This window comes from Shewanella sp. VB17 (genome assembly GCF_013248905.1).
Taxonomy (GTDB): Bacteria; Pseudomonadota; Gammaproteobacteria; order Enterobacterales; family Shewanellaceae; genus Shewanella.
The window spans coordinates 407,017-433,390 of sequence record NZ_JABRVS010000001.1; the positions used below are offsets into that span (position 1 = coordinate 407,017).

At 44.7% G+C, this 26,374-nt stretch carries 28 protein-coding genes and 2 pseudogenes; 25 read left to right on the plus strand and 5 right to left on the minus strand.

The genetic code is table 11. The features are described 5' to 3' along the window. The first annotated feature begins 161 nt into the window (after nucleotides 1-161). Nucleotides 162-1,718 (plus strand): phosphoenolpyruvate carboxykinase, encoded by a 1,557-nt coding sequence (locus HQQ94_RS01810; RefSeq protein WP_302051836.1) that lies wholly within the window; start codon nucleotides 162-164, stop codon nucleotides 1,716-1,718. Nucleotides 1,719-1,925: 207 nt separating this feature from the next. On the opposite strand, the gene HQQ94_RS01815 is transcribed toward HQQ94_RS01810, so the two are convergent. The 4 genes from HQQ94_RS01815 to flgA form a co-directional block, all read right to left on the minus strand. Beyond that, nucleotides 1,926-2,570, minus strand: a complete 645-nt coding sequence (locus HQQ94_RS01815; protein ID WP_173292825.1) for a DUF4937 domain-containing protein — start codon at nucleotides 2,568-2,570, stop codon at nucleotides 1,926-1,928. A 126-nt stretch (nucleotides 2,571-2,696) separates the two neighbouring features. Next, the gene (locus tag HQQ94_RS01820; protein WP_254303976.1) at nucleotides 2,697-3,143 is read right to left on the minus strand and encodes a flagellar protein FlgN; all 447 of its coding nucleotides are present in this window, start codon (nucleotides 3,141-3,143) and stop codon (nucleotides 2,697-2,699) included. After that, complete coding sequence (flgM, locus tag HQQ94_RS01825) at nucleotides 3,133-3,429, minus strand: flagellar biosynthesis anti-sigma factor FlgM (protein WP_173292827.1); 297 nt, start codon at nucleotides 3,427-3,429, stop codon at nucleotides 3,133-3,135. The genes HQQ94_RS01820 and flgM overlap by 11 nt, the downstream gene beginning before the upstream one ends. A 77-nt stretch (nucleotides 3,430-3,506) precedes the next feature. Next, nucleotides 3,507-4,253, minus strand: coding sequence for a flagellar basal body P-ring formation chaperone FlgA (flgA, locus tag HQQ94_RS01830; protein WP_173292828.1), 747 nt, complete (start codon nucleotides 4,251-4,253; stop codon nucleotides 3,507-3,509). An 86-nt stretch (nucleotides 4,254-4,339) separates the two neighbouring features. Here flgA and HQQ94_RS01835 point away from each other — a divergent pair, with 86 nt between their 5' ends. From HQQ94_RS01835 to HQQ94_RS01950, 24 genes and pseudogenes are all read left to right on the plus strand, one after another. Beyond that, nucleotides 4,340-4,690, plus strand: a complete 351-nt coding sequence (locus HQQ94_RS01835) for a flagellar basal body rod protein FlgB (RefSeq protein ID WP_173296476.1) — start codon at nucleotides 4,340-4,342, stop codon at nucleotides 4,688-4,690. Between the two features lie 25 nt (nucleotides 4,691-4,715). Then, nucleotides 4,716-5,135 (plus strand): flagellar basal body rod protein FlgC, encoded by a 420-nt coding sequence (flgC, locus tag HQQ94_RS01840; RefSeq protein ID WP_173292829.1) that lies wholly within the window; start codon nucleotides 4,716-4,718, stop codon nucleotides 5,133-5,135. A 7-nt stretch (nucleotides 5,136-5,142) separates the two neighbouring features. Next, nucleotides 5,143-5,811 carry a flagellar hook capping FlgD N-terminal domain-containing protein gene (locus HQQ94_RS01845; RefSeq protein ID WP_375335712.1) on the plus strand — a complete coding sequence of 223 codons (669 nt, stop codon included), beginning with the start codon at nucleotides 5,143-5,145 and terminating at the stop codon, nucleotides 5,809-5,811. Nucleotides 5,812-5,840: 29 nt separating this feature from the next. After that, complete coding sequence (gene flgE / locus HQQ94_RS01850) at nucleotides 5,841-7,049, plus strand: flagellar hook protein FlgE (RefSeq protein WP_173292831.1); 1,209 nt, start codon at nucleotides 5,841-5,843, stop codon at nucleotides 7,047-7,049. Nucleotides 7,050-7,060: 11 nt separating this feature from the next. After that, entirely contained in the window at nucleotides 7,061-7,795 is a 735-nt protein-coding gene (locus tag HQQ94_RS01855; RefSeq protein WP_173292832.1) for a flagellar basal body rod protein FlgF, read from the plus strand. 60 nt (nucleotides 7,796-7,855) lie between these two features. Further along, nucleotides 7,856-8,641 carry a flagellar basal-body rod protein FlgG gene (gene flgG, locus HQQ94_RS01860; RefSeq protein ID WP_173292833.1) on the plus strand — a complete coding sequence of 262 codons (786 nt, stop codon included), beginning with the start codon at nucleotides 7,856-7,858 and terminating at the stop codon, nucleotides 8,639-8,641. Nucleotides 8,642-8,664: 23 nt separating this feature from the next. After that, nucleotides 8,665-9,327, plus strand: a complete 663-nt coding sequence (gene flgH / locus HQQ94_RS01865) for a flagellar basal body L-ring protein FlgH (protein WP_173292834.1) — start codon at nucleotides 8,665-8,667, stop codon at nucleotides 9,325-9,327. Between the two features lie 79 nt (nucleotides 9,328-9,406). Beyond that, a complete protein-coding gene (locus HQQ94_RS01870; RefSeq protein ID WP_173292835.1) occupies nucleotides 9,407-10,534 on the plus strand; it encodes a flagellar basal body P-ring protein FlgI in 1,128 nt (375 codons plus the stop codon). Nucleotides 10,535-10,589: 55 nt separating this feature from the next. Next, nucleotides 10,590-11,018, plus strand: coding sequence for a rod-binding protein (locus tag HQQ94_RS01875; protein ID WP_173292836.1), 429 nt, complete (start codon nucleotides 10,590-10,592; stop codon nucleotides 11,016-11,018). 48 nt (nucleotides 11,019-11,066) lie between these two features. After that, complete coding sequence (flgK, locus tag HQQ94_RS01880; RefSeq protein ID WP_173292837.1) at nucleotides 11,067-12,440, plus strand: flagellar hook-associated protein FlgK; 1,374 nt, start codon at nucleotides 11,067-11,069, stop codon at nucleotides 12,438-12,440. Nucleotides 12,441-12,452: 12 nt separating this feature from the next. Continuing rightward, entirely contained in the window at nucleotides 12,453-13,370 is a 918-nt protein-coding gene (gene flgL, locus HQQ94_RS01885; RefSeq protein ID WP_173292838.1) for a flagellar hook-associated protein FlgL, read from the plus strand. Nucleotides 13,371-13,379: 9 nt separating this feature from the next. Next, a complete protein-coding gene (locus HQQ94_RS01890) occupies nucleotides 13,380-14,444 on the plus strand; it encodes a hypothetical protein (protein WP_173292839.1) in 1,065 nt (354 codons plus the stop codon). A 262-nt stretch (nucleotides 14,445-14,706) separates the two neighbouring features. Beyond that, nucleotides 14,707-15,183 (plus strand): annotated as a pseudogene (locus tag HQQ94_RS01895) (Lateral flagellin); the annotation flags it as partial. Nucleotides 15,184-15,609: 426 nt separating this feature from the next. Beyond that, nucleotides 15,610-15,888, plus strand: a pseudogene (locus HQQ94_RS01900) (flagellin); the annotation flags it as partial. A gap of 518 nt (nucleotides 15,889-16,406) precedes the next feature. Further along, nucleotides 16,407-17,819, plus strand: a complete 1,413-nt coding sequence (gene fliD / locus HQQ94_RS01905) for a flagellar filament capping protein FliD (protein WP_173292840.1) — start codon at nucleotides 16,407-16,409, stop codon at nucleotides 17,817-17,819. Between the two features lie 11 nt (nucleotides 17,820-17,830). Continuing rightward, entirely contained in the window at nucleotides 17,831-18,211 is a 381-nt protein-coding gene (fliS, locus tag HQQ94_RS01910; protein ID WP_173292841.1) for a flagellar export chaperone FliS, read from the plus strand. Further along, nucleotides 18,180-18,506 (plus strand): hypothetical protein, encoded by a 327-nt coding sequence (locus HQQ94_RS01915; RefSeq protein ID WP_173292842.1) that lies wholly within the window; start codon nucleotides 18,180-18,182, stop codon nucleotides 18,504-18,506. The genes fliS and HQQ94_RS01915 overlap by 32 nt, the downstream gene beginning before the upstream one ends. Further along, nucleotides 18,496-19,671: a flagellar hook-length control protein FliK gene (locus tag HQQ94_RS01920; RefSeq protein WP_173292843.1), complete on the plus strand. Its 1,176-nt coding sequence runs from the start codon at nucleotides 18,496-18,498 to the stop codon at nucleotides 19,669-19,671. The genes HQQ94_RS01915 and HQQ94_RS01920 overlap by 11 nt, the downstream gene beginning before the upstream one ends. A 14-nt stretch (nucleotides 19,672-19,685) precedes the next feature. Next, nucleotides 19,686-20,144: a flagellar basal body-associated protein FliL gene (gene fliL / locus HQQ94_RS01925; RefSeq protein WP_173292844.1), complete on the plus strand. Its 459-nt coding sequence runs from the start codon at nucleotides 19,686-19,688 to the stop codon at nucleotides 20,142-20,144. 7 nt (nucleotides 20,145-20,151) lie between these two features. Further along, nucleotides 20,152-20,877 (plus strand): RNA polymerase sigma factor FliA, encoded by a 726-nt coding sequence (locus HQQ94_RS01930; protein WP_375335689.1) that lies wholly within the window; start codon nucleotides 20,152-20,154, stop codon nucleotides 20,875-20,877. 15 nt (nucleotides 20,878-20,892) lie between these two features. Then, on the plus strand, nucleotides 20,893-21,750 hold the full coding sequence (gene motA / locus HQQ94_RS01935; protein WP_173292845.1) for a flagellar motor stator protein MotA: 858 nt from the start codon (nucleotides 20,893-20,895) through the stop codon (nucleotides 21,748-21,750). After that, complete coding sequence (locus HQQ94_RS01940) at nucleotides 21,750-22,769, plus strand: flagellar motor protein MotB (RefSeq protein ID WP_173292846.1); 1,020 nt, start codon at nucleotides 21,750-21,752, stop codon at nucleotides 22,767-22,769. Before motA ends, HQQ94_RS01940 begins: the two co-directional genes overlap by 1 nt. 81 nt (nucleotides 22,770-22,850) lie before the next feature. Beyond that, nucleotides 22,851-23,267, plus strand: a complete 417-nt coding sequence (locus HQQ94_RS01945) for a hypothetical protein (RefSeq protein WP_173292847.1) — start codon at nucleotides 22,851-22,853, stop codon at nucleotides 23,265-23,267. A gap of 67 nt (nucleotides 23,268-23,334) precedes the next feature. Then, on the plus strand, nucleotides 23,335-23,625 hold the full coding sequence (locus HQQ94_RS01950; protein ID WP_309247229.1) for a hypothetical protein: 291 nt from the start codon (nucleotides 23,335-23,337) through the stop codon (nucleotides 23,623-23,625). A gap of 112 nt (nucleotides 23,626-23,737) precedes the next feature. Here HQQ94_RS01950 and HQQ94_RS01955 read toward each other — a convergent pair whose 3' ends face one another. Continuing rightward, nucleotides 23,738-26,245 carry a bifunctional diguanylate cyclase/phosphodiesterase gene (locus HQQ94_RS01955; protein ID WP_254303977.1) on the minus strand — a complete coding sequence of 836 codons (2,508 nt, stop codon included), beginning with the start codon at nucleotides 26,243-26,245 and terminating at the stop codon, nucleotides 23,738-23,740. Nucleotides 26,246-26,374 lie beyond the last annotated feature (129 nt).

The window sequence follows — 26,374 nt, forward strand, 5'->3', positions numbered from 1 at the left end:
GATCTTCCTCACACATTCATTTTCTGCTTAAGTTACAATCGATACAGCGCAAAAAAAGACCTACCCAAGTGACCAAAAAAATGCGAAATTTAGCATGCAGAAATCACCTGGGCAATCGACACTAAACTGACAAAGATCAGCCCCTAATTCAGACCTCAACAATGGAGACCTTACAAATGTCGGATAGAACACCTCTTATTCATCGCAACCCGTCTACCGCACAGCTTGTCGAAATCGCATTATTACGCCAAGAAGGTGAGTTGACAGCTAACGGTGCATTCGTTGCTAAAACAGGCGAACGTACTGGCCGTTCACCTAATGATCGGTTTATTGTTAAAGAACCAAGCTCTGAAGCTGATATTGACTGGGGTTCAGTTAATAAACCTTTTACAGCTGATGGATTTACTGCGCTATGGAACCGAGTTGAAGCGTACCTTGGCGACAAAGAATTGTTTGTTTCTGAATTAGAAGTCGGCGCGGATCCAGCACATTATCAACCTATACGTGTCACCACAGAGACGGCATGGCACCAGTTATTTGCTCGTAATTTATTTATCGTGCCAGAAGCGTTTAATGCCGCCGATAAACCTGTTTGGCAAATTATCAATGCACCTGGTTTTGAGTGTATACCAGAGCGTGATGGCACTTATTCAGATGCAACAGTGATCCTTAATTTTGCCGAGCGTAAAGTCCTGCTTGCAGGGCTTAAGTATGCCGGTGAGATGAAAAAATCTATGTTCTCGGTACAAAATTTCCTCCTACCCGCCAAAGGCGTACTGCCTATGCACTGCTCAGCTAACGTAGGGGCTGACGGAGATACAACTCTATTCTTTGGTCTCTCAGGCACAGGCAAGACGACCTTGTCAGCTGATCCTAAGCGTTTTTTAATCGGTGATGATGAACATGGATGGGCACCCGGTGGAGTGTTTAATATTGAAGGTGGCTGCTACGCTAAGTGTATCGACCTGAGTCAAAAAAATGAACCTGTGATCTGGAACGCAATACGTTTCGGTACTGTGCTTGAGAACGTGGTTATAGATCAAAATAGAATTCCTGATTACACCAACTCAAGGTTGACCGAAAATAGTCGCGCTGCTTACCCACTTGAGCATATCGAATTGCGTAAAGAAGAAAACTGCGGCGCTGAGCCACACTCTGTGGTCTTTCTAACTTGCGATGTATCTGGTGTCTTGCCTCCGGTGTCAATTTTGACCAAAGAGCAAGCCGCATACCACTTTTTATCTGGCTACACAGCTAAAGTAGGGTCGACAGAGATGGGTTCAAGTTCAGCGATTCAATCAACATTTTCGACCTGTTTCGGTGCTCCATTTTTTCCTCGACCAGCGGGGGTTTATGCCGAATTACTGATGAAGCGTATTGAGTCTTTCGGCAGTCAGGTTTATTTAGTTAACACAGGTTGGACAGGTGGCCCACACGGTATCGGGAAGCGTTTCGATATTCCAACGACTCGTGCGATTATTGATGCCATTGTCAACGGTGAACTAAAAGGTGTTGAAACAGAGTACCTTGAAAAGCTCAACTTACACGTTCCAGTTGCCGTTTCGGGGGTTGACACTCAATTACTAAATCCAGTCAATACTTGGACAGATAAAGCCCAATACGCGAGCTATGCGCAACAATTGGCTGAGAGTTTTACGGCTAATTTCGATAAATATCAAGTCCCAGACTCAATCAAAGATGCGGGACCCAACGCGTAAATTGTAGTCAGCTTAACTGATTAATCCTGATTTAATTTATCGTTAAATCAGGTTTTTTACATTGATGTCGATGTTAAGTTGCATTGGAATGCTAAAGAATAAAGCAGCGGATCTAGGGCAAGGTTTGTTGACCCTTTCTACTGCGTTGTCACTTGTTTGTGTAGCATCACTAAACTACCCAGCTTCTGCCTTGTATAAAAGATCAACTTAAGGGACTATTTGCCAGCTTTGCTCTGTTGGGATGCTTTGGCCTGACATCGTTTGGATGATATTGTTGGCGGCTTGCTGCTTTAAGGCCGGAAAATGCTCGCTAACATAGTGATTATGATGAGACTCACTTTGCCAATAACTGGTGACCAGATAATGATCCACTTCATCATTAAACCGCCATAGCTCTCCACCTAACATCCCCTCCACTTGTTGCATACCCGGATTCCAGAGCGTGTCTTGCTCTAGGATAAATTGATCAACCTTATCAGCAGCGATATAACAATCTGCAATTCGAATAAAACCAGCATCAACTTGTGTACTTGCTGCTTTCTCAGGTATAGGCGCAACAGATACTGGGATCTGCATCACTTGCTGTAAATAAGACACGGATATTGCAGTATAAGTCCCCACTTGACGGGTTTTGTCAGCAATAGGATCATGAGCTGACGCCATGAAATTTTTTACACTTTCCATATCCGCCCAACGAGCCAAGATGATCGCTTTGCCTGTTGCTTGCTCCCAGCCACCGTGTTGGGAGATAAAACCATGACTAAGTGCCGTCTCTTGCCAACGCCTCTGCCCTTGGGAAAAAGCATCTTGTTGACCTACTGGCACTGTACATCGTATGTATTTAGCAATCATTGGTTATCCTTCACCCTAATATTCTAGTTTGTTTGCTAATCTATATCATCGTATGAGTAACGTATATACCCAAGCCACTTCGCCAACAATATAAAAAATAAAAATATCGCCTTTATTCGGCGGCTCTCAACTGGGTATGTGCATACCGTAATCAATGTTGACCTCTTTATGTCGATTTAATAATCCAGAGATCACGGTTTGCTGATCCACGAGCAAATTACCATTGTCATCATTAACGGCTTGGCTTTCTTTGACTAATAACAGCAGGCTATGCCACAGTGTTTCCATTTGTTTTGCGAGTTGAGTGGGCAATTTAGTGATCAGCAGCTCTATACCATGAGCATCTCCAGCAAAACCTAAACTCATCAATTCTTGGCTGCGTTTATCAGCTCGTGCTTGCAGTTGTCTACATACACTACTTTGATGGCTATTATGTCGTTCAAGGCCCGAATTGTCTCGGCGCTGCATTAATTCTCGTTGACGCAGGATCAAAATCTTCAGTTGTTTATAGTCTTCGATATCCTGATGGATCCCACGAATGATGTCCTGCACTATCTTTCTTTTACTGGTCATCGCTCTTTCCATGCTGCGACAACATAGCCTCTGCAATAGCATCGATGTCCAGTGTAAATGTTCCCCCACGTAAAGACTGACGGATCTCAAGCATCTTAGTTTGATCCATATCATCCATCTGCTGTAACGCTTGCTGTGAACTTGCCAGCATTTTCCAATCATCACTTACAGACTTGTGGGCAAGTTGAAGCTTGGGAGCTGTTTCTGTGGGTTTTGGCGAGGTAACGGGCTCTTTCTTAGTGCTGATATCAGCACTTATTGCCCCATTAATTTTTTGAATTTCCATCAGGTAAGTTACCTTGTTAATGACCGTTAGTGTCTAAAAGCGACACTTTTTATACAAAACTTAAATATTATTCGGCATTAAAATCGCGTTGCAACCCTGCCTTTTCCTGTGGGGTAGGCGGTAATAATCTTACCTGAGCTTAAGTTTTTAACCCTAATCGCTTGTCCTTCACCTCCAGAGTCTAATGCCTCTCCTGTCATATTGGCATAAAAGCCCTGACTGCGGGCCTCGATAATCACCTTGTCGCCTAAGTTTACCCATAGAGGTAAGCTCAAATGATTCAGTTCGATGGCCCTATGTCGGCGGATTTTCCGTGTCACCTGTCGACCAACAATATCCTCTATACGGGTCATTAGATCTCGATCTGAAGCGCCTAACTTTAGCGCCTTCCATTCAATATCTTGCGCCGCCACAAACTCGCCACGTTTTAAGGCTCGATTCATAACTGGAAGTCGTGCCGTCACCTTCACTTTGGCTCTCACAAACATCGACCAGCCCTGTGTATCACAGCTAACTTTTCGCTGTAGATTGCCAAATACTCGCTTTGACCCTGTATCTATCTGTAAAGGTTTATCACAAGGTTCAAGGTTATCTGCCCCTGAAGGGACTTGAATCTTAATTTTTTGTTGCAAGGATTTAATCCCGACTTGCTTCTGCCATTGGGTGACATCATTGCTTAACACTTTATGGAGTTCAGCCTCTAATTGCTGCCGAGTTGTCAATGTGCCCTTAGCAGCCAAATCAAGCGGAAGTAAACAGGTAACAAGCAGCAAAAAGTAGGAAACACCAGTTCCTCCTTTGCTTAAAAATCCATAGCAAAACATTGGTATACCTCAAAATTAACTATTGGCATGTTATTTGTAACACACAAGGAACGAACAAGATGAAACACACATTATTAGGAGTCGCTATGGCTATTAATCTCGATAAGGCACTGGGTAGTCATGCCCAACTGCTCGATTTTAGAGTCGAACGAACCAAGATTCTAGCAGGTAACTTGGCCAATGCCGAGACCCCAGGTTATAAGGCTAAAGATCTTAATTTTCAAGCGTTAATAACAAGCATCAATGCAGGAATGCCAGCCAGTAGTCAATACCAAGCTGGCTATCGCGTACCTTACCAAACCTCAGCCGATGAAAATACCGTTGAACTTGGAAAAGAGCAGGCGAGATATTCACAAAATGCCATGGACTATCAAACCAGTCTCACTTTTCTCAATATGAAAATAGCAGGATTAAAATCGGCTATCGAAGGTCGATAGGCATATTTAAGCTAAGGAATTTACGATGTCATTTGGAGAGATTTATTCAATCGCAGGTGCGGGCATGCAGGCTCAAACGATTCGCCTCAATACGGTAGCCAGTAACTTGGCCAACGCAGGGGCGGCTGCAGCAACACAAGATACGGCCTACAGAGCATTAAAACCCGTATTCTCAACTATTTATAGCCAAACCCAAGAGGGTAAAGTTTCGGGAGCTCAAGTAGAAGTCTCGGCCATAGTGGAAAGCGATGCACCATTGGATATGCGCTACGAACCTGATCATCCCTTTGCAAATGATCAAGGCTATGTTGCCTACTCAAACGTCAATACTGTTGAAGAAATGGCAGACATGATGGCCGCCAGTCGTTTGTTTGAAACCAATGTAGAAATTATGAATCAGGCTCGTTCTATGCAGCAAGGCCTACTGCAACTAGGAAATAAATAGCATGAAGATAGACAGCACAGCCACGAACAATAAAAGCGATAGCACGGCCAGTAATGTGGTTAATGCGCCAGGTAATGATGCGGCATCGATCAAAAATGAATTTATGACACTGATGATTGCGCAAATTCAGAACCAAGATCCCACGAACCCAATAGACAGTACAGAATATGTGACTCAGTTAGCTCAATTTTCTCAGGTGGAAAGCCTAGAGAAGATGCGCCTAAGTCAATCAACTCAGACTACGGTTATGGAAAACATGGGCATAGTGCAATCAGCACAGCTCATCGGTAAAAATGCCATGATCCCTGCCTCCGAGCTGACCATAGAGACTGACTCAGAAGTTATCGAGGGCAAAGCCTATTTAACCAATGCTGTTGAAGATCTCAGTATCGATATCATCAATCAACAAAATGAAGTGGTTAAAACACTCAAATTAGGACCGCAAAAGCAAGGTGATACCACTTTTAGTATTAATCCTCAAGCATTAGGACTGGCTCCAGGTCAATACAAAATTGAAGCCAAAAGCACGTTAGGTGAAGAAGTCCTCACCGCAGACACTTTTATTCAGGCCCCAATAGAAAAAATTCACTTTATCAGTGCATCAGGAATGATGATGGCTGAGCTGGGTAATGGACTGGGCACTATTTCAGTGCTTGAAATCTCAGAAGTTTCTTAACCTACTCATCGTTAACAAGGATTATCTCAATGTCTTTTAATATTGCCCTAACTGGGCTACAAGCGACAACGCAAGACCTTAACACTATCAGTAACAATATTGCTAACTCCTCTACCGTAGGCTACCGTGGTGGGCGCAGTGAATTTTCCGCTATCTATAATGGCGGTCAAGCTGGCGGTGTCAATGTCATGTCAACCAGTCAGAATTTCTCTATGGAAGGAAGTTTAAACCGTACAGGCCGAGAGTTAGACATGGGTATTCAAGGTGATGGCTTCTTCGTGCTTAACAGTCAAGATGGCAGCACGCTTTACTCAAGAGCGGGTATGTTTAATCAAGATGCAAATGGTTTTATCACCGACCCTACAGGCAATCATTTACAAGGCTATCCTGCGGGTGCTGCGGGACAACTGCAAAAAGGTAATGTGACCGATTTAAAAGTTCAATCTGCCGCACTTACTGCTAAAGCGACTTCAAGTATTGGTCTGGTGTCTAACTTAAATTCAGAGGTCGATGCGATAGATCAAGTCAAGGTGCCATTTGATGCCAATGATGCGTCGAGTTATCACACATCAAACACAGCTGTAGCCTATGACTCATTAGGTAAAGAGCACGCTTTAAATCAATACTACGTTAAAACAGATACTGCCACTTGGTCGGTTCACTACACCATGGACGGTGAAGATGTCACCCCAGCAACAGGCCAGGAAATGAAGTTCGATGCTAACGGTCAACTTATTAGCGGTGACAAACTGACACTGGACATCGCAAAGCAAGACATTCTTGATGGAGCCTCGGCGTTGAAAATAGCCGTTAATTACCAACACAGCACCCAAACTGCTGGTGATTTCAGTAAATCAAGTATCAGTCAAAACGGTTATTCTTCTGGAGAGCTTAACGGCATACGGCTTGACGATAATGGCAATGTTTATGGTACCTACACCAATGGCCAGGAACAGCTTCAAGGGCAAGTGGTATTAGCCGACTTCAATAATCCTAATGGTCTCACACCCACCAGTAATAACGCTTGGACAGCGACCAATGCTGCAGGGCAACCCATTATAGGCTCACCTAAAACAGGGACACTTGGTTCAATTGTAGGTGGTTCTCTGGAAGGTTCGAACGTGGACACAACACAAGAAATGGTCAGCTTAATGACAGCCCAGCGTAACTATCAATCTAACGCGAAAGTACTCGATGCCAATTCAACCATGTATCAAGCTTTACTTAACACCATTTAAGGACGCTGAACATGGATAGAATGTTATACATTGCGGTTTCTGGCGCGACTCGGGTGATGGAATCTCAGTCTATCAGGGCAAATAACTTGGCCAATGCTGATACGACTGGATTTAAAGCTGATTTGGAGCGGGTTAACTCCACTAGGCTTCCCACCATAGGTGCTAGCCTGCAGACGCGCGTCATGGCACAGACTGAAGGCAGCGGTTTTAGCTTGCAAGCTGGTACGCTCAATCCTACAGGCCGTAAATTAGATTTGGCTATTCGCGATCAAGGCTTGTTTACCGTACAAAGCAATCTCGGAGAAGCCTATACCCGATCGGGCACCATGGTACCCGATCTCAATGGGCAGCTGACCATAGATGGTCGTCCAGTGGTCGGTGTCAATGGTCCTATTGTTCTTGGTGAATATCGAGATTTATTTATTGGTAATGATGGCCGAGTCAGCGTGCTTGCCGGCGAAGGTGGCATTATCGAAGAAGTGGGCCAGCTAAAACTGGTTAATCCTGAATTTAGCAGTATGGAAAAAGGCGTAGATGGACTTTTTCGTCGTCGCGATGGCGAGCCGCTACAGCCCAGTAATCAGGTTAACGTCGACAGTGGTTTTCTTGAGTCCAGCAATGTTACCGCCGTCAGTGAATTAATTGCCTCTATGGATTTAAGCCGTCAATTTGAGGTGCAAGTGAAATTGATGAAGAGCGCTGAAAAATTAGCCGAGGCCGGTAATCGTTTACTGAGAAATGCGTAAGTAAACGAGCTAAATGAGTCTCGGCGAAGCTGAGTCATTAACAGATATGAGGAATACAGTATGCAATCAGCGTTATGGGTAAGTAAAACAGGCCTAACAGCTCAAGATATCAAAATGACCACAATAGCCAACAATTTGGCTAACGTAAATACGACCGGATTTAAACGTGATCGTGTTTCTTTTAATGACCTTTTTTACCAAACGCAACGTCAGCCCGGCGGTCAAGTTGATGAACTTAATACGCTTCCTTCAGGCTTGCAGCTTGGCACGGGAACGCGGATTGTAGGCACGCAAAAAATCTTCACCGAAGGCGATATGTTGACGACAAATCAACAACTGGATCTCGCCATTGAAGGTCAAGGTTTCTTTCAAATAGAAGAAGCAAATGGTGAATTAGGTTATACCCGTGATGGTCAGTTCTTTCGCAACAGCGACGGGATCATGGTTACTTCTCAAGGGCTACCTTTAGTGCCTAATATTGAGGTCCCTGAAGAATCCCTCAATATCACCATCGCCAGCGACGGTATCGTTACCGCTCAGATATCCGGGCAGGCAGAAGCACAAGAGCTAGGGCAAATTACCTTAGTTAACTTCACCAACCCCACGGGACTGGAAGCCAGAGGTGATAACCTCTATCGCGCAACTGGGGCATCAGGGGCAGCCATCGAAGGCGTGCCCGGTGATCAATCTATAGGCCAATTGCGCCAAGGTGCATTAGAGGGTGCTAACGTCAATGTGGTCGAGGAAATGGTCGAAATGATCTCTACTCAACGTGCTTATGAGATGAACGCTAAAGTTGTGTCAGCATCCGATGACATGCTTAAATTCCTCAATCAGTCCCTATGATAACTCAGTACTAAAGGATCATCATGCGCCATTTATGGATAGCAATCTTACTTTTGTTGTCGGGATGTATTGCCCACTTCCCCGACGCAGAAACTAAGCCGGGTCAACCTGAATGGGCGCCACCTGAAATAGATTACAGTTTACCCGATGCAGAAAATGGCAGCGCCTATCGCCAAGGTTACATGCTCACTTTGTTTAAAGATAAGCGTGCCTTTCGCGAAGGCGATATTCTGACAGTGGCACTGGATGAAAAGACCTACTCGAGTAAACGAGCCGATACCAAGGCCAATAAAGCACAAGATATTTCCATTGGCGCATCAGCTGCTATAGGTGATAGCAGTCATACTGGTAATGGTGAGGGCAGTTTAAATCGGGGTTTTAAAGGCTCAGGATCGAGTACCCAGCAAAACCAACTCTCGGGTTCAATTACCGTGACCGTCGCCAAGGTGTTGCCAAACGGTACGTTATTGATCCGAGGTGAAAAGTGGCTGCGGCTCAATCAAGGCGATGAATATTTACGTTTATTGGGGTTAATTCGTACCGATGACATAGGTAACGATAACACCATTTCATCTCAAAGAATTGCTGATGCGAGGATCATTTACGGCGGTCAAGGTGCCATTGCTGACAGCAATGCCATGGGCTGGGCATCACGTTATTTTAGTAGCCCTTGGTTCCCGTTATGACCCAAGAATGGCACAACATCAGCCTTATATTCCACCACGACAAGCTTTTTAAGCATCGCCTTAATGGCAGGATTAACCCATGAATAAAATGCTCACTTTTATGCTGAGTCTACTGCTCGTCTTGGTGGCTCAACAAGCATCAGCCGAAGGTCAAACCCGCTACCTGATGGACATCGTCGATGTACAAGGTATTCGAGAAAACCAATTGGTCGGCTATGGTTTGGTCGTCGGTCTGAGCGGAACTGGTGACCGTTCTCAGGTCAAATTCACCAGTCAATCTGTGGTTAACATGTTGAAGCAATTTGGAGTTCAGATTGATGATAAAAGCAATCCAAAACTCAAAAACGTTGCAGCAGTTGCAGTACATGCCATGGTGCCTCCACTGGCAAGTCCAGGGCAAACTTTAAACGTGACCGTTTCTTCACTTGGTGATGCTAAAAGCTTGCGCGGCGGCACGCTTTTAATGACCCCACTACGGGCGGTTGATGGTGAAATTTATGCCGTCGCCCAAGGCAATATGGTTGTCGGTGGAGTGTCAGCTCAGGGCCGCAATGGCAGTTCTGTGACCATTAATGTGCCCACGGTTGGCACTATTCCTAATGGCGCGTTACTTGAAGCATCGATGAAAAGTAACTTCACTGAATCTAAAGACATCGTGCTTAACCTACGCGCACCAAGCTTTATGACGGCCCGTAATATAGAACGTACAATCAACGCGCTCTTTGGTCCTGACGTCGCTCAAGCAGACAGCAGTGCCAAGGTCATCGTCAGTGCGCCAAAGTCCAAGCGAGAGCGGGTCACTTTTATGTCGATGCTTGAAGAGTTACAAATAGAGCAAGGCCGTAAACTACCTCGAGTCGTCTTTAACAGCCGCACTGGTACTGTGGTGATGGGAGGAGGTGTTGTAGTGAGAAAAGCAGCCGTAAGCCATGGCAACCTGACGGTTACCATCGTTGAAAAAGACAGTGTCAGTCAGCCAAACAGCGCACTTTTTGGAGAGGCTGCGGGTGAAACCGTGGTTACCACAGACAGCAAGGTTGATATCAATACCGGTAATGGCCATATGTTTGTTTGGCCAGAAGGCATCGCCCTCGATGAAATCGTCAGAGCCATTAACAGCTTAGGGGCGTCGCCGATGGATTTAATGGCCATACTACAAGCACTTAACGAAGCGGGGGCATTAGAAGCCGAGTTGGTGGTGATTTAATGATACGTCTCAATTTATCCGCTTACTTTACCTCATTACAGCGAGAAACAGGCCAATGAAATTAGATAACGACCATGGCTATTTAAAGCAAATGAACGCAGCCGAGCTGATAAAAGCTAATGGCGAATATGGCGCACTTGAACTGGTGAGCCAGCAATTTGAAGCTCAATTTCTGCAAACCGTCTTAAAGCAGATGCGCAGCGCATCGGACGTGATGGCGGATAAAGATAGCCCGCTATCGTCACAAAATGATGGCATGTACCGTGACTGGCACGATGCCGAGTTGGCGGGGCGTTTAAGCCAAATGCAAAGCACAGGGTTGGCTAGTGTGATGACCAAACAATTAGCGGGGGCACTTAAGTCCGAGCCACAAACGGTCGCCTCTACTAATCAAGCAAGTACCAATACTGTGATTAGCCAGAGTGGCACAACAGCGATGCAGCCTGCGCTTATTGTGCCAGTCATGGCCAAGCCAAATGAATGATTGATGTGGCAACAACAGCCAAAGTCATAGAGAATAAAAGGATACAAAATGAGCATGTTAAATATTGGTTTATCAGGGTTAAATGCCAGTATGGCAGCCATGAATTCCCTCTCAAACAATCTTTCTAATGCGACAGTGGCAGGGTATTCACGCCAACAGGTGATGATGAGTTCCGTCGGTAGCGACACATATGGCGGTGGCGCTGGTGTCATGGTTGACGGCGTGCGTCGTATTTCGGATCAATATGAAGTCGCTCAACTGTGGAACACCACCAGCAAGGTGGGATTTTCTGAGGTTCAAGCCAGCTACCTTCGCCAAGCTGAACAGATTTTTAGTGCTGATGGTAACGATATCTCTCAAGGGCTAGATCAATTATTTGCCTCCTTGCACTCCGCCATGGAGCAACCCAATGAGATAGCTTATCGCCAAGGTATTTTAAACGAATCTAAAGCATTATCTCATAGACTCAACTCCATCAGTGAGGGAGTTCAGTCACAGATGACCCAAATTGAAGGTCAGTTAGGCGCATCAGTTAAAGAAATTAATGCCCAATTACAGACCATCGCTAAATTCAATAAAGAGATCCAAGCTGCAGGTAACAAGCATAACGTCCCATTAACGCTGTTAGATGCTCGCGATGCTGCCATCGACGATTTAGCCGCCATTGTTGATATTAACGTGGTTGAAGACAGCAACAATATGATCAATATTTCGCTGTCGAAAGGGCAGCCGCTGCTCGCTGGTAAAACAGCGTCAAGGTTAACCCTATCACCGGATCCCAGCACCCCTAATAAGAGCCAAATTAGTATCGAGTTCGGCCAATCACGCTTTGCTGTCGACGAAGGTGCTGGTGGTAGCTTAGGTGGTCTGCTCGACTACCGTGATAACAGCCTAGCGGGATCTAAGGCATTTATTGATGAACTCGCCACCACCATGGCCGAGGAATTCAATTCGGTGCTACAAGGCGGAAAAGATCTTAATGGTGACTCCCCCACTCAAGACTTATTCAGCTATGATCCTCGCAACCCCTCAGCTAGCTTTAAAGTCAGCTCAGGCTTTAGCGCTGAAATGTTGGCCTTAGGTAAAGATGGCACCCCAGGTGACAATAGTAATCTTAAAGCGTTAGCCAAAATTGCCGAAGCCAACTTCGATTTTAATTCCCTCGGTGTCGATGTCACCATGGGAGATGCCTTTGCCAGTAAAATTGGAACACTGGGTTCAGCCTCTCGCCAAGCATCGATAAGTGCAAAAACCGATCTCACACTGCAAAGGGACGCGCAAGCTCAATGGTCAAGCACCAGTGGCGTCAACACAGATGAAGAAGGGGCGAATCTGCTCATGTATCAGCAAGCATATCAAGCCAACGCTAAGGTTATATCGGCGGCAGATAAACTATTTCAAACCATACTCAACACCATTTAAGGACGCCTAAATATGCGAGTCAGCACCTTCAACACATATAGCAGTAGCCTTTACCGCATGCAAAACCTCACTAGCGAAATTGCTAAACTCAATGAGATGCAGGCAACGAGTACATCGATACTGCGCCCGTCAGATGACCCAATAGGGTCAGTAAAGATGATTGGTAATCAAAGGGATATGGCCGCCACCGAACAATATATTAATAATATCGAGTCGCTAAGCAGCAGTTTTAGCCGCGCAGAAACCAACCTTTCTAGCGTGGTCGAACTGCAAAACCGCATGCGAGAAATAACCATTAGCGCCAATAATGGCAGCTTATCGCCCAAAGACAGAGCCGCTTATGGCGCTGAAATGAGTGAGCTACTTGGCGCGTTTACCGACACACTTAATGCCAAAGATGAAAGTGGTAACTACCTATTTTCAGGTAACAAAACCGATACAGCCCCGATCGCTATCGACGACAGTGGTCACTACACCTACCAGGGTGACAATAAACTGCGCGAAGTACAGACTTCCAGCTCATCATGGGTGTCAGCCAATGTCACCGGCGATGCGCTGATTTTCTCTAATGGCAGTGATGATATTCTTAATCAGACTCAAGATTTTATCAAAGCGCTCAAAGACCCTGCCCTTGCACCGGGTAATGCCGCGTTCGATGACGTGGCCACCGCCATGTTAGAGAGCTTAGATGACACCTTAACCAGCACCAGCCGGGCTATCACTGACATAGGAGGTAAGCAAAACAGTTTATCTCTGGTGCAGTCATCTCATGAAGAAATGAAATTATTTAACGACACCGTGATTGGTGAAATTCAAGGGCTAGATCATCCTAAGGCACAAGCCGAAATAACCGCTAATCTGGTCGTGCTTGAGATCACCCAAAAAACCTTTGTACAAGTCAGCCAACTGTCCCTGTTTAATCAGCTGTAAGAGAGTAAAATGATTAAAGGTGTTTCCGATAGTCTAAGTGTTCAGCAGCGCAGCCCAAGTGTCGTGGCTGCCACGCTTGATAGACAACAAGATAAGCCGACATTTACCGCACCAGCGTCGGCTCTTTCTCCTCACAGATTGAGGGTTTACCAGCAATGGGCTAATGTCACCCGTGGTCAACACACGATCTCCGCCTCCCAAGTGGCTGAGCAAGGTATGCGGCACATTATGGTGCAATTAACCCAGCTCAACAGGCTGGTAAAAGATGCACAATCCTGTGGTGGCGATCAGCGTGCTGAAAAAATCAACGAGGCTGTCTTACTGCAGGACCACCTTGCACACTTACATATCACTTATCAGCATAAACCTTTGCTGGATCATCAATTCAACCTGATTTCGGCTAAACGCCCATCCAGTCCAAGGCAGTTCGTTTTACGCTCTATTGAGTTAGCGCAACCCAAATCACGTCAGGAACGCATTTTAATTCAAGTTGATGCCAAGTCAGTCGCCATTTTACTGCCAGCACAACAAACCCAAGCTGCGCTCAGAGCTGTGTTAGCCCCCAAGCTCGCCCAATTAGCCATCAGTATCGCGCCATCTGCTCCTGCGTCATCAACGACATCAAGTGCATCAGCACTGACCACCTCAGTATCCACCACACGTTATTTGTGTGATCAAGCCTGCTGGCAAAAAATCAGCGCTGGCATTATGATGACCGGGCAAGGCCAAAGGCTACCAGCAGGTGAGGCGAGGATCATCAAGGTTGACGAGCAACTCAGCTGGCAAGATCCCCGAGAGTGGGGTTTTAATAGCAATGCAGAGCTCAAACACACCACGGCTAAAATCGATAAATCCCTGTTTAAACTCCAACAGCAACTTCGCGAGCTTAATCAGTCAAGCAGCAAGATACAAAGGCAGCTGCAGCGAGCCCACACCTACAATGCCCATGAACTCGAACAAATGCTGTTGCACTTAGCGCCGTTAATGCAAGCCAATCCCTTTTCATTGCAAATGCGCTCAATCATGGCGCAGGCTAACGTCACCCGCTTACAGGTATCATCGCTGCTAGAATAGATAGGTAAGCAAAATATCCATAAACTTAATCCTTTCTCTTTCTTCTCGCTGTCATTCATCATCGTATCTGCAAAAATGCAGTAAAATTTGAGCGGTCACATCAATAGTTAAATAAAAAGTAAAAATAAATATCGCAATATAAACAATACTTTACAAATAACTCTTCATTTATTTTTATTAACATCTTTCAGTTTGTTAAGCCGATGTCGTTTTAATACTGTAGATACACAATAAGTTACTTAAACATTTAAAGGAAGACATTATGCTATCTGTTATGACTAATAATTCGTCAAACATCGCCCAAAACTCAGTCAATAAAAACGCCGACCTACTTAGCAACGCCATGGAGCGTCTGTCAACGGGTCTGCGTATCAACAGCGCCGCTGACGATGCTGCGGGTTTACAAATCGCCACGCGTATGAATGCCAACGTCACTGGCATGGAAACCGCTAACCGTAACGTATCCGATGCCACCTCTATGCTGCAAACCGCCGATGGCTCGTTAGATGAGCTCAACACCATTGCTAACCGCATGAAAGAGCTCACCACCCAAGCGGCAAACGGTGTTAACACCAGTAAAGATCTTGTGGCACTCAATAACGAGTTTAAAGAGCTAGGCGCTGAAATGGTCCGCATCGTGGAAGAGACCACTTATGCGGGCAATGACTTGTTTGGCAAACTCGACGGCACTGGCACAACATTCCAAATCGGTGCTGGCTCAGATGAAACCCTCAATGTCGGCATCGACAGCCAGGGCCTTAAAGACGCAATAGGAGAATTGGCTAAGGGCTTAGGCGCCGTCACAGCTGACTTTGACAATCGAACTGAAGACGTAGCAGAACTAGCAAAACAAGAAGATGAAATAGTAGCCAGACAGCTCGTCATAGATGCAAAAGAGAATGGCTTGGACAAGACAGCTATAAACACTGCGGAGGGTGACCTCGTGATCGCTCAAACTACTTATGATGCGATACCGACTCCGAGTGCAGCTGAAGTTGCTACGCTTGCTACAGCGAAGAAAGCTGTAACCGATGCTAAAGCAGACTTTCTGGTTGATAACAAAGATGCTTTGGCTGCTATAGCTGAAGATCAAAAATCACTTGATACAGATCAAAAATCCCTTGATAAAGCTAAAACAGAACTGGATAAACTTGCCGCTGCTGCTGGTGGTACAGCCTCTATCGATAGCGTCAATGACATGATTGACACTATTGGTGAGCAACGCTCAGACTTGGGTGCCAACATCAACCGCTTGGGTCACACCGCCTCTAACTTGGCCAATGTGACTGAAAACACTAAAGCCGCTTCTGGCCGTATTATGGACGCTGATTTTGCTGCAGAAACTGCCAGCATGACTAAGAACCAGTTACTGGTACAAGCGGGCACTAAAATCTTGTCATCTGCCAACCAAAACACTGGCTTGGTGATGGGTCTATTACGTTAAGCTAAACGTTACTGATTATAAGTGCTGGCTATACATCTGATTGATGGGTAGAGCGAGTTCGCTGTATCGCAAGATGTCTAGTCAATGCTGTATGTCATGCAATATGTAAGGGGCGTTTAGCCCCTTTTTTATGGCTGTTTTCTATGGCTGTTTTCTATTGCTGTTTTTCTATGGTTTTTTTAGCATTTTAGCCACATCAACTTTTTAACCACCTTATCTGCAGTTATTCCTTTAGCCCGCCTTGGCTGAGGTCGCCTTATTAAGCTGTACCAGTCTTAATGTCAATCATTGATTCAATCATGGATTCAATCATGGATTCGATGGTTAGCGTGCATGGCGTTGACTTGCACAATGATGCAGTTGGCTCTAGTTGAGGAAGCACTACTTCCCCACGAGGTAACACAGGCGGAAAATTGCTTGATACAAGACGATACAAATAACCATTAAATCAATAAAAATCAAAGCTTAAACCTTGGCATGAAGTTTGCTTTGTCAGTTTGAATAATCAGGAGATAAATATGATTTCAGGTATGAGTGGGGCAAGCTTCGCCCAACAGGTGATCAAAGCTGAACGCATGGGTAAAGATCAGCTATTAAAAAACACCATGGTCAAGCATAAAACTCAGGTCGATGCCTATGAAATACTCGAGCGCACCCTGAAACAGGTCAGCCGTGACTTAAAAAAGCTCGACGGCGAAGCGTTTGACACTAAAACCGCGACAATAACAGATAACAATGCCTCGATTAACGTCACTAAAGATGCGCCAACGGGCAGTTATGATTTGTCGGTTAAGCAGCTAGCACAAGCGCACCAAATCTCGAAAAGCTTTGCCAGCGAAGAGGCGTTATTGCCCACCACTGGCACGCTGACCATCCAAGTGGGACCTGATGTTAAGGACACGCTCAACCTAGACATGGCAGTCATCAATGCCAGTGGCACTGCGACAGTGGCGAACCTTGCAGCTTACATCAATCAAGATGAAATGAATCCTGGAGTACAGGCCTCATTGGTGCGCACTGGCGGGCAAGTAGAGCTAATGCTGTCAGCAACATCAAGCGGCGCCGACAGCAGTATCAAGCTTGAAATGAACGACTCTGGTGATGACGCTGATTGGAGTACGGTTGAGCGCCGCGCCGCCCAAGACGCGCAAGTGTCTCTTAACGGTATTGAGATTAACAGCAGCAGCAACACCCTAGATAATGTGGTCGATGGCGTGTCTATTGAGCTAAATAAAGCCCATAAAACCGGAGAGACCAGCCGCATTAATATCAAGGCAGATACCGATGCGACAGAACAAGCGGTCAGTGATTTTGTTGATACCTTCAATGATTTGATGGATGAAATCGATAAGTTAACGCGCTCCATGGGCAGCGCTGAACTTGACAAGCTTAACGAAGACAAAGCCGATAGAAAAGATAAAGCCGATAGAAAAGACAAGGATAATGACAAAGAGGATAAAAAAACAAGTCGAACCTCATCTATCTCAGAAAAAAACCTCGGGGTGCTCAAAGGTGATTCAAGTATTCGGATGCTACAAAACAGCATGCGAAATAGCATTTTTGAGTCCAGCCCCAATGGCATGCGTTTATCCGATATCGGCATCGAAATCAGCCGCGATGGTAAATTAACCATTGATGATAAAAAACTCACCCAATCCCTCAAAGACGATGCCACAGCTGTGCAAGCCATGTTTACCGACAGCGGCAGTTACGTCGACAAGATCAATAGCATCGTTAAACCTTTTACTGAATCTAGCGGCTACTTAGATCTAAAACAAGAAAATCTAGACCAGCAGATATCTCGGGTTGAGGACAATATGTCGCGCCATAATTACCAGATGAAGCAAAGATATCAAATTTACCTCACCCAATTTACCGCAATGGAGGCCACCGTGAGTCAACTCAATTCGGCCAGCTCATTGTTTTACTAAGGAACACAATAATGCTAAATGAGCACGATCCCTTTAATGCCTATAAACAAACTAGCCTAGATGCCAGAGCCGCGGCGGCAAATCCCCATGAAATGGTGCGCATGTTACTCGATGGTTTATTAGATGAAATCGAGCGTGCCAGTGGTTTTATGCAAAGGCGCAGCTTCGAAGATAAAGGTAAGAGTGTGAATAAGTGCCTCAATATCGTCCATGGCCTTAGCTCTATGCTCGATCTCGATAATGGCGGTGAAGTGGCCAGTAGCTTGAATCGCCTTTACGACTATTGCAGCCGACAACTGGTTACCGCCAGTGTTGAGAATAGTTCATCGGCTTTAGACCCCATCATTAAGGTAATTGAAAATGTCAGAGCTGGCTGGGCCAATCTCAATTGAGGTGTGGCAACGATTTGAAACCGCATTGCAAGCGCAAGCTGATGCACAAGATTGGGACAAGTTGGTGAAGGTTAATCGCTTAATGATCAATGCATTGAAAAAAGCGGGTAACCCTATCACCCCGAGTCAATTGGCGGCCCGAAAATCTCTGGCTAACACCCATGCACATATAGTGCAGGGGCTCAATATTGCACAGGCAAAATTGCAATTGGAAATATCACAATTTGAGAGACAACAAGATGGCTTAGCAGCCTATCAACTTACCTCGCTCAGTGGAGAATATCATGATAGCTAATGCAATAGCTCCTGCGGCCACAACCTCTGGTACGGGCGGCGCTGGCATTTCAAATAACGGTATTTCACATAACGTTACTTCACAGCACGAGACCTCAAATCAAATCTCTCAGGATACAGCGCCCCAAAATGCAGTGACCATGGATAAGATAGGGGCTAAAGCGCCGGCATTACAGCCTTCTTACGCTATGCTGGTGGCAGCAAAAGCGGCTAACATTCGTGCCAGCAACCTAGGTGCGACAGATGTGACGACGGCAGAAATCAATGCCGCAGAGACTCATGTTGCTGAAATCATTACCCCAGAGTTAGCGGAACTGCTTGCAGCTCAGCTGCCACTGAATGGCAACACTCACGCAGGTACCCTGACAACAAATGTGCACACTGCCACGATAAGGCCTGCGGATAATCAAGCATTATTGGCGGCAATGAACGCCCAGTCGGCAGCGTTACCTTTAACGCAAGCCTTATACACACCGACGAGTACTCACCCAAGTACTGGCCTGAATACCCATTTAAGTTTGGCACCCACAGTATTGCGCCAAGTTGGTTCACAGACAACAAGCTTGCCGCTAGCGACACATTTGGCCACCACATCTTTAACGGTGAGTGGCGTAGGTGAACACGCCTCTGTGATGCCGCCGCTGGCTTTAAGTGATCCCAGAACAATGGAAGCCGTGGAGGTGACCAATCCGCTATTAGCAGCCATCACTCGGCCATCAAATCAGGTGAGTCAATGGGGACCTGTGCCTATCACGCCGACAGCCCCTCAGGCTCAGCAAGCGCAAGAGCTGCTGTCGCCTTTAAGAGAGCAACTTAGGTTTCAGATAGACCAACAAATAAAAAAGGCCGAAATAAGGCTAGATCCCCCTGAATTGGGCAAGGTTGAACTGAGTATTCGGCTCGATGGTGACCGTCTTCACATTCAGATGCACGCGGCTAACGCCTCTGTCAGGGATTCATTGCAGATTGGGCTAGAGCGATTACGTTCTGAGCTGGCCATGGATCACGGTGGTCAAATTGATGTGGATGTCGGTCAAGGGGAGAACAAGCAATCAGCGCAGGATCATCAAGGTAGCAGCATCGCTGGCGCTCAGCAACATAATGCGGGGGCTGTCGCTCACCCACCCAAACAACAAACAAGTAATGGCGTCGATCTATTGGCGTAAATGAGGAGTTCGTAATGGCATTAGATACAGGTAATTCAGGCAAGCAATTTTTATCAGTCGCGTTCATATTGCTCTGGAGCGGAGTCATATTTATGGCTGGCTGGCAAGCGCCACAGCTGATAGGTGGGCCATTTACCGCAACTGAACAGCCCCCAAATACGGCTAAGTACTACCCATTAGATAAGTTTGTGATTTCAGTGCCCGGTGATGAGTATTCTCATTATCTGTTACTTGAAATGGCCCTGAAAAGCAGTTCATCTAATGTGAAAGTGACCTTGGATGAGGCCGATCCCTTATTAAGAAACTCATTAATGAAGATGTTTTCACGTAAACATTTTAATGACTTGAATAATTCAGAGCAATTGGAGTCATTGCAAAAAGAGGCGTTGGTGTTGCTGTCTGGGGTCTTAGCTGACAATAAGTACCCCATTGAAATCGACGAAATACTTTTCACCCGCATGGTTATTCAGTAGGGGTAAGATGATGAATTCAGAACAAATAGCCTATGAAGAAGTGTTTGATGATGTGACCGATAACAGGTTGAGCGAACATCAGGTGATGCAACAATATCTGCCTTTGGTTAAGCGCTCTATTGGCCAACTGCGTAGCCATTGTGGTGCCGTATTGGCCATAGAGGATATGGAACAAATCGGCATGATGGCACTGCTGGAGTCATCTCGGCGCTACCCTGGTAGCTATGATCATGGCTTCCTTTCGTATGCAGGACAAAGGATCCGTGGGGCTATTTTGGATGAATTAAGGCGTTTAGACTGGCGGCCACGTCCGGTAAGGCAGCAAGCTCATGAATTAAACGACATGGTGCGTAAATTGACCCGCTCACTGAGCCGTGATCCCACCGATATTGAAGTGGCTAATGCAATGGGATTGAGCAGAGAGCAGTATCGAGAACGCTTGTATGCCTCTCAATCTGAGTCGATGAAGAGCTTAGATGACCTACTCATAGCGGGCAGTCATTTCACCGATACGGTCAATTTAATTGAACGATTTTCAGCCAAAAAAACATTAATCACCGCAATATCCAAATTAAATAAAAGAGAACAGTTAATTCTGTCGCTTTATTATCAACATGAACTTAATTTAAAAGAGATTGCTGCAACATTGGGATTAACTGAAACACGCATTTGTCAGCTACAGAAACAGGCTGTTAAACAACTTCAGACTATCTATCAACAATGGGAGCGGTAAGACAGGTAAGGTGTTATGAGTAAGCTAATAGGATTATTTATTATTCTAGTGTCAGTATTTGGCGGCTATATGTGGGCAGGTGGCAACCTTATCTCTTTATGGCAACCCGCTGAAATTTTGATTATATTCGGTGCTGGTATCGGTTCATTAATCATCGCTAATCCTACTGCTGTACTTGTAGAACTGTATAGCCAACTTCGTGAATTGTTTAAAGCAGAAAAAGAGGATCCTGAACTTTACCCACAACTTTTTGGCCTAATGGGTATGCTGATGCAGCAAATCAAATCTCAAGGCCTTAAAGTGCTTGACGACCATGTTGAAAAACCGAGAGAAAGTTCACTTTTTTTGATGTATCCCGCCGTGCTAGAACACCCCAATGTATTACATTTTTTAATCGATAATCTGCGTATACAGTCTATGGGTAAAATATCTTCTGATCATTTAGAACAGATTTTAGAAGAAGAAATCTACCGCATTGAAGAGGACAGATTAAGGCCGTCTCATGCACTGGCAAAAATAGCTGAAGCCATGCCGGGTTTTGGTATTTTAGCTGCTGTGATGGGGATTATTATTACCATGTCTAATATTGACGGTCACATCGCCATGATTGGTATTAAGGTCGCAGCTGCGCTGGTGGGTACCTTTATCGGTATTTTTGCCTGTTACTGCTTATTTGAGCCGATATCTAAAGCATTGGAACACCTAGTCGAACGAAAGTCCGCTCAGCTGCGTTGCGTCGCCGCGGTGTTAATCGCCTTTTCCAAAGGTAAACCACCGATGTTGGCTATCGACGCCGGCAGAAAACAGATCCAAAGTGAAAATAGGCCCACCTTTATCGAACTCGAACGCTGGATGGTGGAGCAAAAAAGCTAATGTCTGCTACCAATGAACCCGTTATTATCAAAAAGCGTAGACGCCAGAAAAAACCTGGGATCGTCGGTGGAGCTTGGAAGGTTGCCTTTGCCGATTTTACCTTGGCGATGATGGCGTTGTTTATGGTGTTATGGATTTTGCAAATAGCCGATCAAAAAGAGCGCAATATGATTGTGCAATATCTCAAGGGAGATATGTTTGCTACTGGCTCTATCAATCCATTTAATCTGAGTCAGAATCCCTCGATGCTCGATTTACAGGGGTCGGTAGCGTTACAACAGGCAGTGGTACCTGCATCTGGAACTGGCGTCGAACGCTCTGGTCCTGCGATGCATAATCATATTCCCACTGGTGAGGATAACGCTAAGGCAGGCAGGGGCCCAGAGCTGAATTCTTTAGTGCCCGGCCAGTTTGAAACTCAGGCTCAATTGGAGTTTTTAGCCCGAGAAATAAATGAGATCAGTGATGAGGTCAATCTAGGCGCCAATGTGGAGATTAGCGTGGTTCCTCAAGGGGTAAGAATTTTAGTTCACGATGATGTCGATAGCTTGATGTTTACGAAAGGCAGTTCAACCATGACGCCCTATTTTGAAGATTTACTGATGGCGTTAGGCCCGTTATTGAGCAAAGTAGAAAATAAAATAAGTATCTCAGGGCACACAGATTCGAGTGCTTATATGGGGAAAACGTTTACCAATTGGGAACTCTCGAGTAAACGAGCCCTATCAGCAAGGCGCGTACTCGAATACGCTGGAATTAAACGCAATCAGGTTATTCAGGTAACAGGGATGGCAGATCAATCTCCTTATGTGAAAAAAGATCCCACCGCTGCAGCTAACAGGCGTATTGAAATGCTGGTGTTGACCACTTTTGCTGAGCAGCAAATACGTGCAATGACAGGCTTGCCCCCAGAAAATACACCCGCTGATAGTCGGTTGGAAAAGGCCCGTATGCTGGCTGATAAAAATCAACCTAGAGCGCGCTATCCTGAACAATGGAGCCTCTATGAATCTTTTTAGATTATGGGTGTTGTGGCCAATAATGCACTAAGTAAACCTGAGTCAAAGAGTTCACATTTGAATGCTCTACAGGATTGATCCATGAGTAAGTTGAAAATATTTGCCCGCGCCGAGCGCCGCAAAAAAGTCAAAGTAGAGCCGCAAAATAATCGTCAACACATTCGGGTCAGTTTACGAAAAAAAACCGATGACAGTTTAGTGTTAGCCTGTGACGGTATCACGGTGACGATTTACAGTAACGGGTGGTGGCGTAGTAAGAAACTTGGTATTGCCAATATTAAAGACATTGGTATTGGCGGGATAGGACTACTCACTTCCGTGCATCTAAAGTTAGATCAAAAGATCAGAGTTCAACTGCAAGAACAGCTTATTTCGGTCAAAATATCTCGTGCTTGGCCTATCAATAACAAGCTCAATTTTTACGGCGCTTGTTGGCTAAATGTTGATGAACACGAGGTGATAGCCATGCTTAACAAAACTCGGCATGTCAGATTTTAATCTTGCCAATCAAACTCGGCAATTCAATTATTAATCAACACAATTTACGTGGTGAAGGGAGGTTAATGTGGCCACATATTATCAAAAAAGAAAAGGTCCAGATGGGTTACAAAAAATGTTTCTGTATTTAATTGTGCTCGATTGGGTCATCTTGATTTTTGTTACTACCGAGGTCAACAATACGACCTTTAGACATGGGGTACTTTCATCTATTATGCTCACTTCGTTTAACATTATTTTGATGAATTTATGCTTTCGTCGCGCGCGTCGCGCGGGAGATAGTTATATGTTGTATCCCGTTATTACGGGAGCCTTGTATTCATTTGCACTCATGAGTTACTTTTTCTTCTTTTTGTGATCCATACCCAAGCCACTTCACTTCTCGTTAGCGTATATGTTGAGGTAGTTTGGGTATATACCAATAACATTAAATAATTCAAGTGATTGAATATAATTATTTTAATATGTTTTTACAATCTCACCACTTTACTCATGTTAATATGACTTGAATTCAAAAATGCTTGAATAAACGCCTGTTCACTTAAAGGATCACTGAAAAAATACCCTTGAAATGTATCGCAATTATTGTCTTGTAAAAAGGCATATTGTGCTTGGGTTTCAACCCCTTCTGCCACCACCTTTAAATTGAGACTATGCGCCATATTGATAATTGCTTTAACAATGATATCCGACGCCTCATTTTCACCAATTTTACTGATAAAAGTGGTGTCTAATTTTAGCCTAGAAAGGGGTAAACTCTGCAAGTAATTCAATGAGCTGTAACCGGTACCAAAATCATCAATGGCGATAGAGACTCCCGCCTCTTGTAACATGTTCATTTTTTTCTTGATGATGTCCAGATTTGTGATCAATGCATATTCAGTTAATTCTAACTCTATTATGTCAGCTGCCACTTCATTTTCTGCGATCTCTGCCAGCATATTTTCAACATACAAATCTTGATTAAATTGACGTGCACTGACGTTAATCGCCACTGAGGCCAGTTCGACCCCTTGGTCTTTTAATCGACCAATAAAATGACATGTTTCCTTTAAAACCCAATAGCCTATCTCTTCAATTAGCCCGCTACCCTCAGCAATGGGAAGAAAGTCATCAGGAGAAATGAGGCCTTTTTCTGCATGATGCCAACGAAGCAAAACTTCTGCGCATACGATAACGCCGTGCTTGTCGACGATGGGCTGGAATAACAAAGAGAGTTCTTCTTTGGCGATTGCCTTTTTTAATTCATTGTTAATCCATAAGCTATTTTGAGCCATGACTTCCATTTCATGGCTGTAAATAGCATAAGCATCACGACCCTTGTCTTTTGCTCTGTGCATAGCAAGGTTAGCATGTTGCAATACTTGCTCAGGCTCCATTTGGTCAAGGTCATCGAGCATGCAAATACCGACACTGACTGAAATATTTAATGTTTGATTGTCAATATCAAAACTGCGTCCTATCATTTGACGGATCTGGCTGGCTAATACGACAGTGCGTCTATTGGCGGCAGCAGCATCCTCACCTAATGACTTCACTAATAACACAAATTCATCAGCAGCCAGGCGTGCTATCACCACATTATTTGAAAAGTGACTCGATAAACGTGCCGCCACTTTGATTAACACCCGATCACCTCGATGGTGACCTAAGGTGTCATTAATGATTTTAAAATTATCTAGATCGATCACAAACAGCGCTGAACAATGGTGTTGATTGTGTCGCTTAAGGGCGTAAATCTCATCCAATAGGGCTCTGCGATTGGCTAGCCCAGTTAAGATATCATGTTTAGTCTGGTGTATGATGGCCTGCTGGTTACTCACATCATTAGAAACATTGGCATGAGTACCTATCATGCGAATAGGGGCTCCGTTGTCATCCCACTCAACCACTAAACCTCTATCGAGTACCCAAATATAATGACCTTGTTTATGCTTGAGCCTATGGATACTCTCAAATTCTTTCATTTCATTATTTAAATACCGTTTAAGGTTTTTTAACGCCTCTGGCTTATCTTCTGGGTGTAGCAGTTCCTGCCAAGTATTAAATTCATGGGTTAACTCATCGGCGTCATAACCTAGCATTTCCTTCCAAGATTCGGACAAAAACACTTCATTGGTGACTAAATTCCAGTCCCAAATACGATTTTCGGAGATCTCCACGGCAAACAGCCATCTTATCTGGCTATCATTGAGCTGTTTTTTGCTATGAGTTAACATATTTGAGAAATCTCTCAGGTGCTCCTGAATTGCTACGACTTCACTAAATACGGCTAAAACTGGTTGTTCATGAAAACCAAAGAAATCATTAGAATATTTGGTGCCATTGGTGGCCTGTACGCTGAGGGCTCTCAGTGGACGTATTAGATACACATGTAACAGAACCAGAAAAAATAGCAGACCGATTAAGCTCACTCCAATGAACCTGATAAAGCTGACTTGTACATGGTGATCACTGTTCTTTAATAAGGGGGAGATGTCATACTCTACATAAATGAGATCATGAATATCTTTTTGATTGTGCTGATATTGTGTCTTTAATGGGTAGTATGCTTGTATGGAAAGGCGTTGAGTATTCACCACTGTCTGTGGGGTCCGTTCGGCTGCTACCCGTCGATGTAAATGAAAATCATAGCCATCGATAATATGATTTGCCTGACTATCGCGCCAAACGAGATGATTTGAAAACCGAATAATACTTTGATTGTTTAATACCGTATAAACCATCACTCCGAGATCGGCAGCGGCTAAAGCAATTTCTTGCTCAATTCTTGCGGGATCTTGCATCGCCAGGGCAGAATTTACAATATGCTGCATTCTAACCAAATGCAGATCTAAGTGGGCGACCTCATGAGTGATCGCTTCCTGTCGTTTTTCATTGCGCTCATAGAGATAATCTGCCGTTATTAGACAGAGATAGAGAAGAGATGTAAAAACGGGAATACCGTAGGCTAAAGAGGGCCTAAATAGTGTAGACAAAAGTAAATTACCTATAATAAACTAACAACTATCATTATACGCTTACCCTATGCTAACGATTATTATCCTTTTAGGCAAAATAACTGACGATTTATAACGATTCAAAACTATAAGCTACAAGTTTGCAAC

Excerpts from the sequence above, each read along its gene's own strand:
- HQQ94_RS01810 (WP_302051836.1), top strand. The coding sequence starts at position 162 with ATGGAGACCTTACAAATGTCGGATAGAACACCTCTTATTCATCGCAAC.
- HQQ94_RS01815 (WP_173292825.1), bottom strand. The coding sequence starts at position 2,570 with ATGATTGCTAAATACATACGATGTACAGTGCCAGTAGGTCAACAAGAT.
- HQQ94_RS01820 (WP_254303976.1), bottom strand. The coding sequence starts at position 3,143 with ATGACCAGTAAAAGAAAGATAGTGCAGGACATCATTCGTGGGATCCAT.
- flgM (WP_173292827.1), bottom strand. The coding sequence starts at position 3,429 with ATGGAAATTCAAAAAATTAATGGGGCAATAAGTGCTGATATCAGCACT.
- flgA (WP_173292828.1), bottom strand. The coding sequence starts at position 4,253 with ATGTTTTGCTATGGATTTTTAAGCAAAGGAGGAACTGGTGTTTCCTAC.
- HQQ94_RS01835 (WP_173296476.1), top strand. The coding sequence starts at position 4,340 with ATGGCTATTAATCTCGATAAGGCACTGGGTAGTCATGCCCAACTGCTC.
- flgC (WP_173292829.1), top strand. The coding sequence starts at position 4,716 with ATGTCATTTGGAGAGATTTATTCAATCGCAGGTGCGGGCATGCAGGCT.
- flgE (WP_173292831.1), top strand. The coding sequence starts at position 5,841 with ATGTCTTTTAATATTGCCCTAACTGGGCTACAAGCGACAACGCAAGAC.
- HQQ94_RS01855 (WP_173292832.1), top strand. The coding sequence starts at position 7,061 with ATGGATAGAATGTTATACATTGCGGTTTCTGGCGCGACTCGGGTGATG.
- flgG (WP_173292833.1), top strand. The coding sequence starts at position 7,856 with ATGCAATCAGCGTTATGGGTAAGTAAAACAGGCCTAACAGCTCAAGAT.
- flgH (WP_173292834.1), top strand. The coding sequence starts at position 8,665 with ATGCGCCATTTATGGATAGCAATCTTACTTTTGTTGTCGGGATGTATT.
- HQQ94_RS01870 (WP_173292835.1), top strand. The coding sequence starts at position 9,407 with ATGAATAAAATGCTCACTTTTATGCTGAGTCTACTGCTCGTCTTGGTG.
- HQQ94_RS01875 (WP_173292836.1), top strand. The coding sequence starts at position 10,590 with ATGAAATTAGATAACGACCATGGCTATTTAAAGCAAATGAACGCAGCC.
- flgK (WP_173292837.1), top strand. The coding sequence starts at position 11,067 with ATGAGCATGTTAAATATTGGTTTATCAGGGTTAAATGCCAGTATGGCA.
- flgL (WP_173292838.1), top strand. The coding sequence starts at position 12,453 with ATGCGAGTCAGCACCTTCAACACATATAGCAGTAGCCTTTACCGCATG.
- HQQ94_RS01890 (WP_173292839.1), top strand. The coding sequence starts at position 13,380 with ATGATTAAAGGTGTTTCCGATAGTCTAAGTGTTCAGCAGCGCAGCCCA.
- fliD (WP_173292840.1), top strand. The coding sequence starts at position 16,407 with ATGATTTCAGGTATGAGTGGGGCAAGCTTCGCCCAACAGGTGATCAAA.
- fliS (WP_173292841.1), top strand. The coding sequence starts at position 17,831 with ATGCTAAATGAGCACGATCCCTTTAATGCCTATAAACAAACTAGCCTA.
- HQQ94_RS01915 (WP_173292842.1), top strand. The coding sequence starts at position 18,180 with ATGTCAGAGCTGGCTGGGCCAATCTCAATTGAGGTGTGGCAACGATTT.
- HQQ94_RS01920 (WP_173292843.1), top strand. The coding sequence starts at position 18,496 with ATGATAGCTAATGCAATAGCTCCTGCGGCCACAACCTCTGGTACGGGC.
- fliL (WP_173292844.1), top strand. The coding sequence starts at position 19,686 with ATGGCATTAGATACAGGTAATTCAGGCAAGCAATTTTTATCAGTCGCG.
- HQQ94_RS01930 (WP_375335689.1), top strand. The coding sequence starts at position 20,152 with ATGATGAATTCAGAACAAATAGCCTATGAAGAAGTGTTTGATGATGTG.
- motA (WP_173292845.1), top strand. The coding sequence starts at position 20,893 with ATGAGTAAGCTAATAGGATTATTTATTATTCTAGTGTCAGTATTTGGC.
- HQQ94_RS01940 (WP_173292846.1), top strand. The coding sequence starts at position 21,750 with ATGTCTGCTACCAATGAACCCGTTATTATCAAAAAGCGTAGACGCCAG.
- HQQ94_RS01945 (WP_173292847.1), top strand. The coding sequence starts at position 22,851 with ATGAGTAAGTTGAAAATATTTGCCCGCGCCGAGCGCCGCAAAAAAGTC.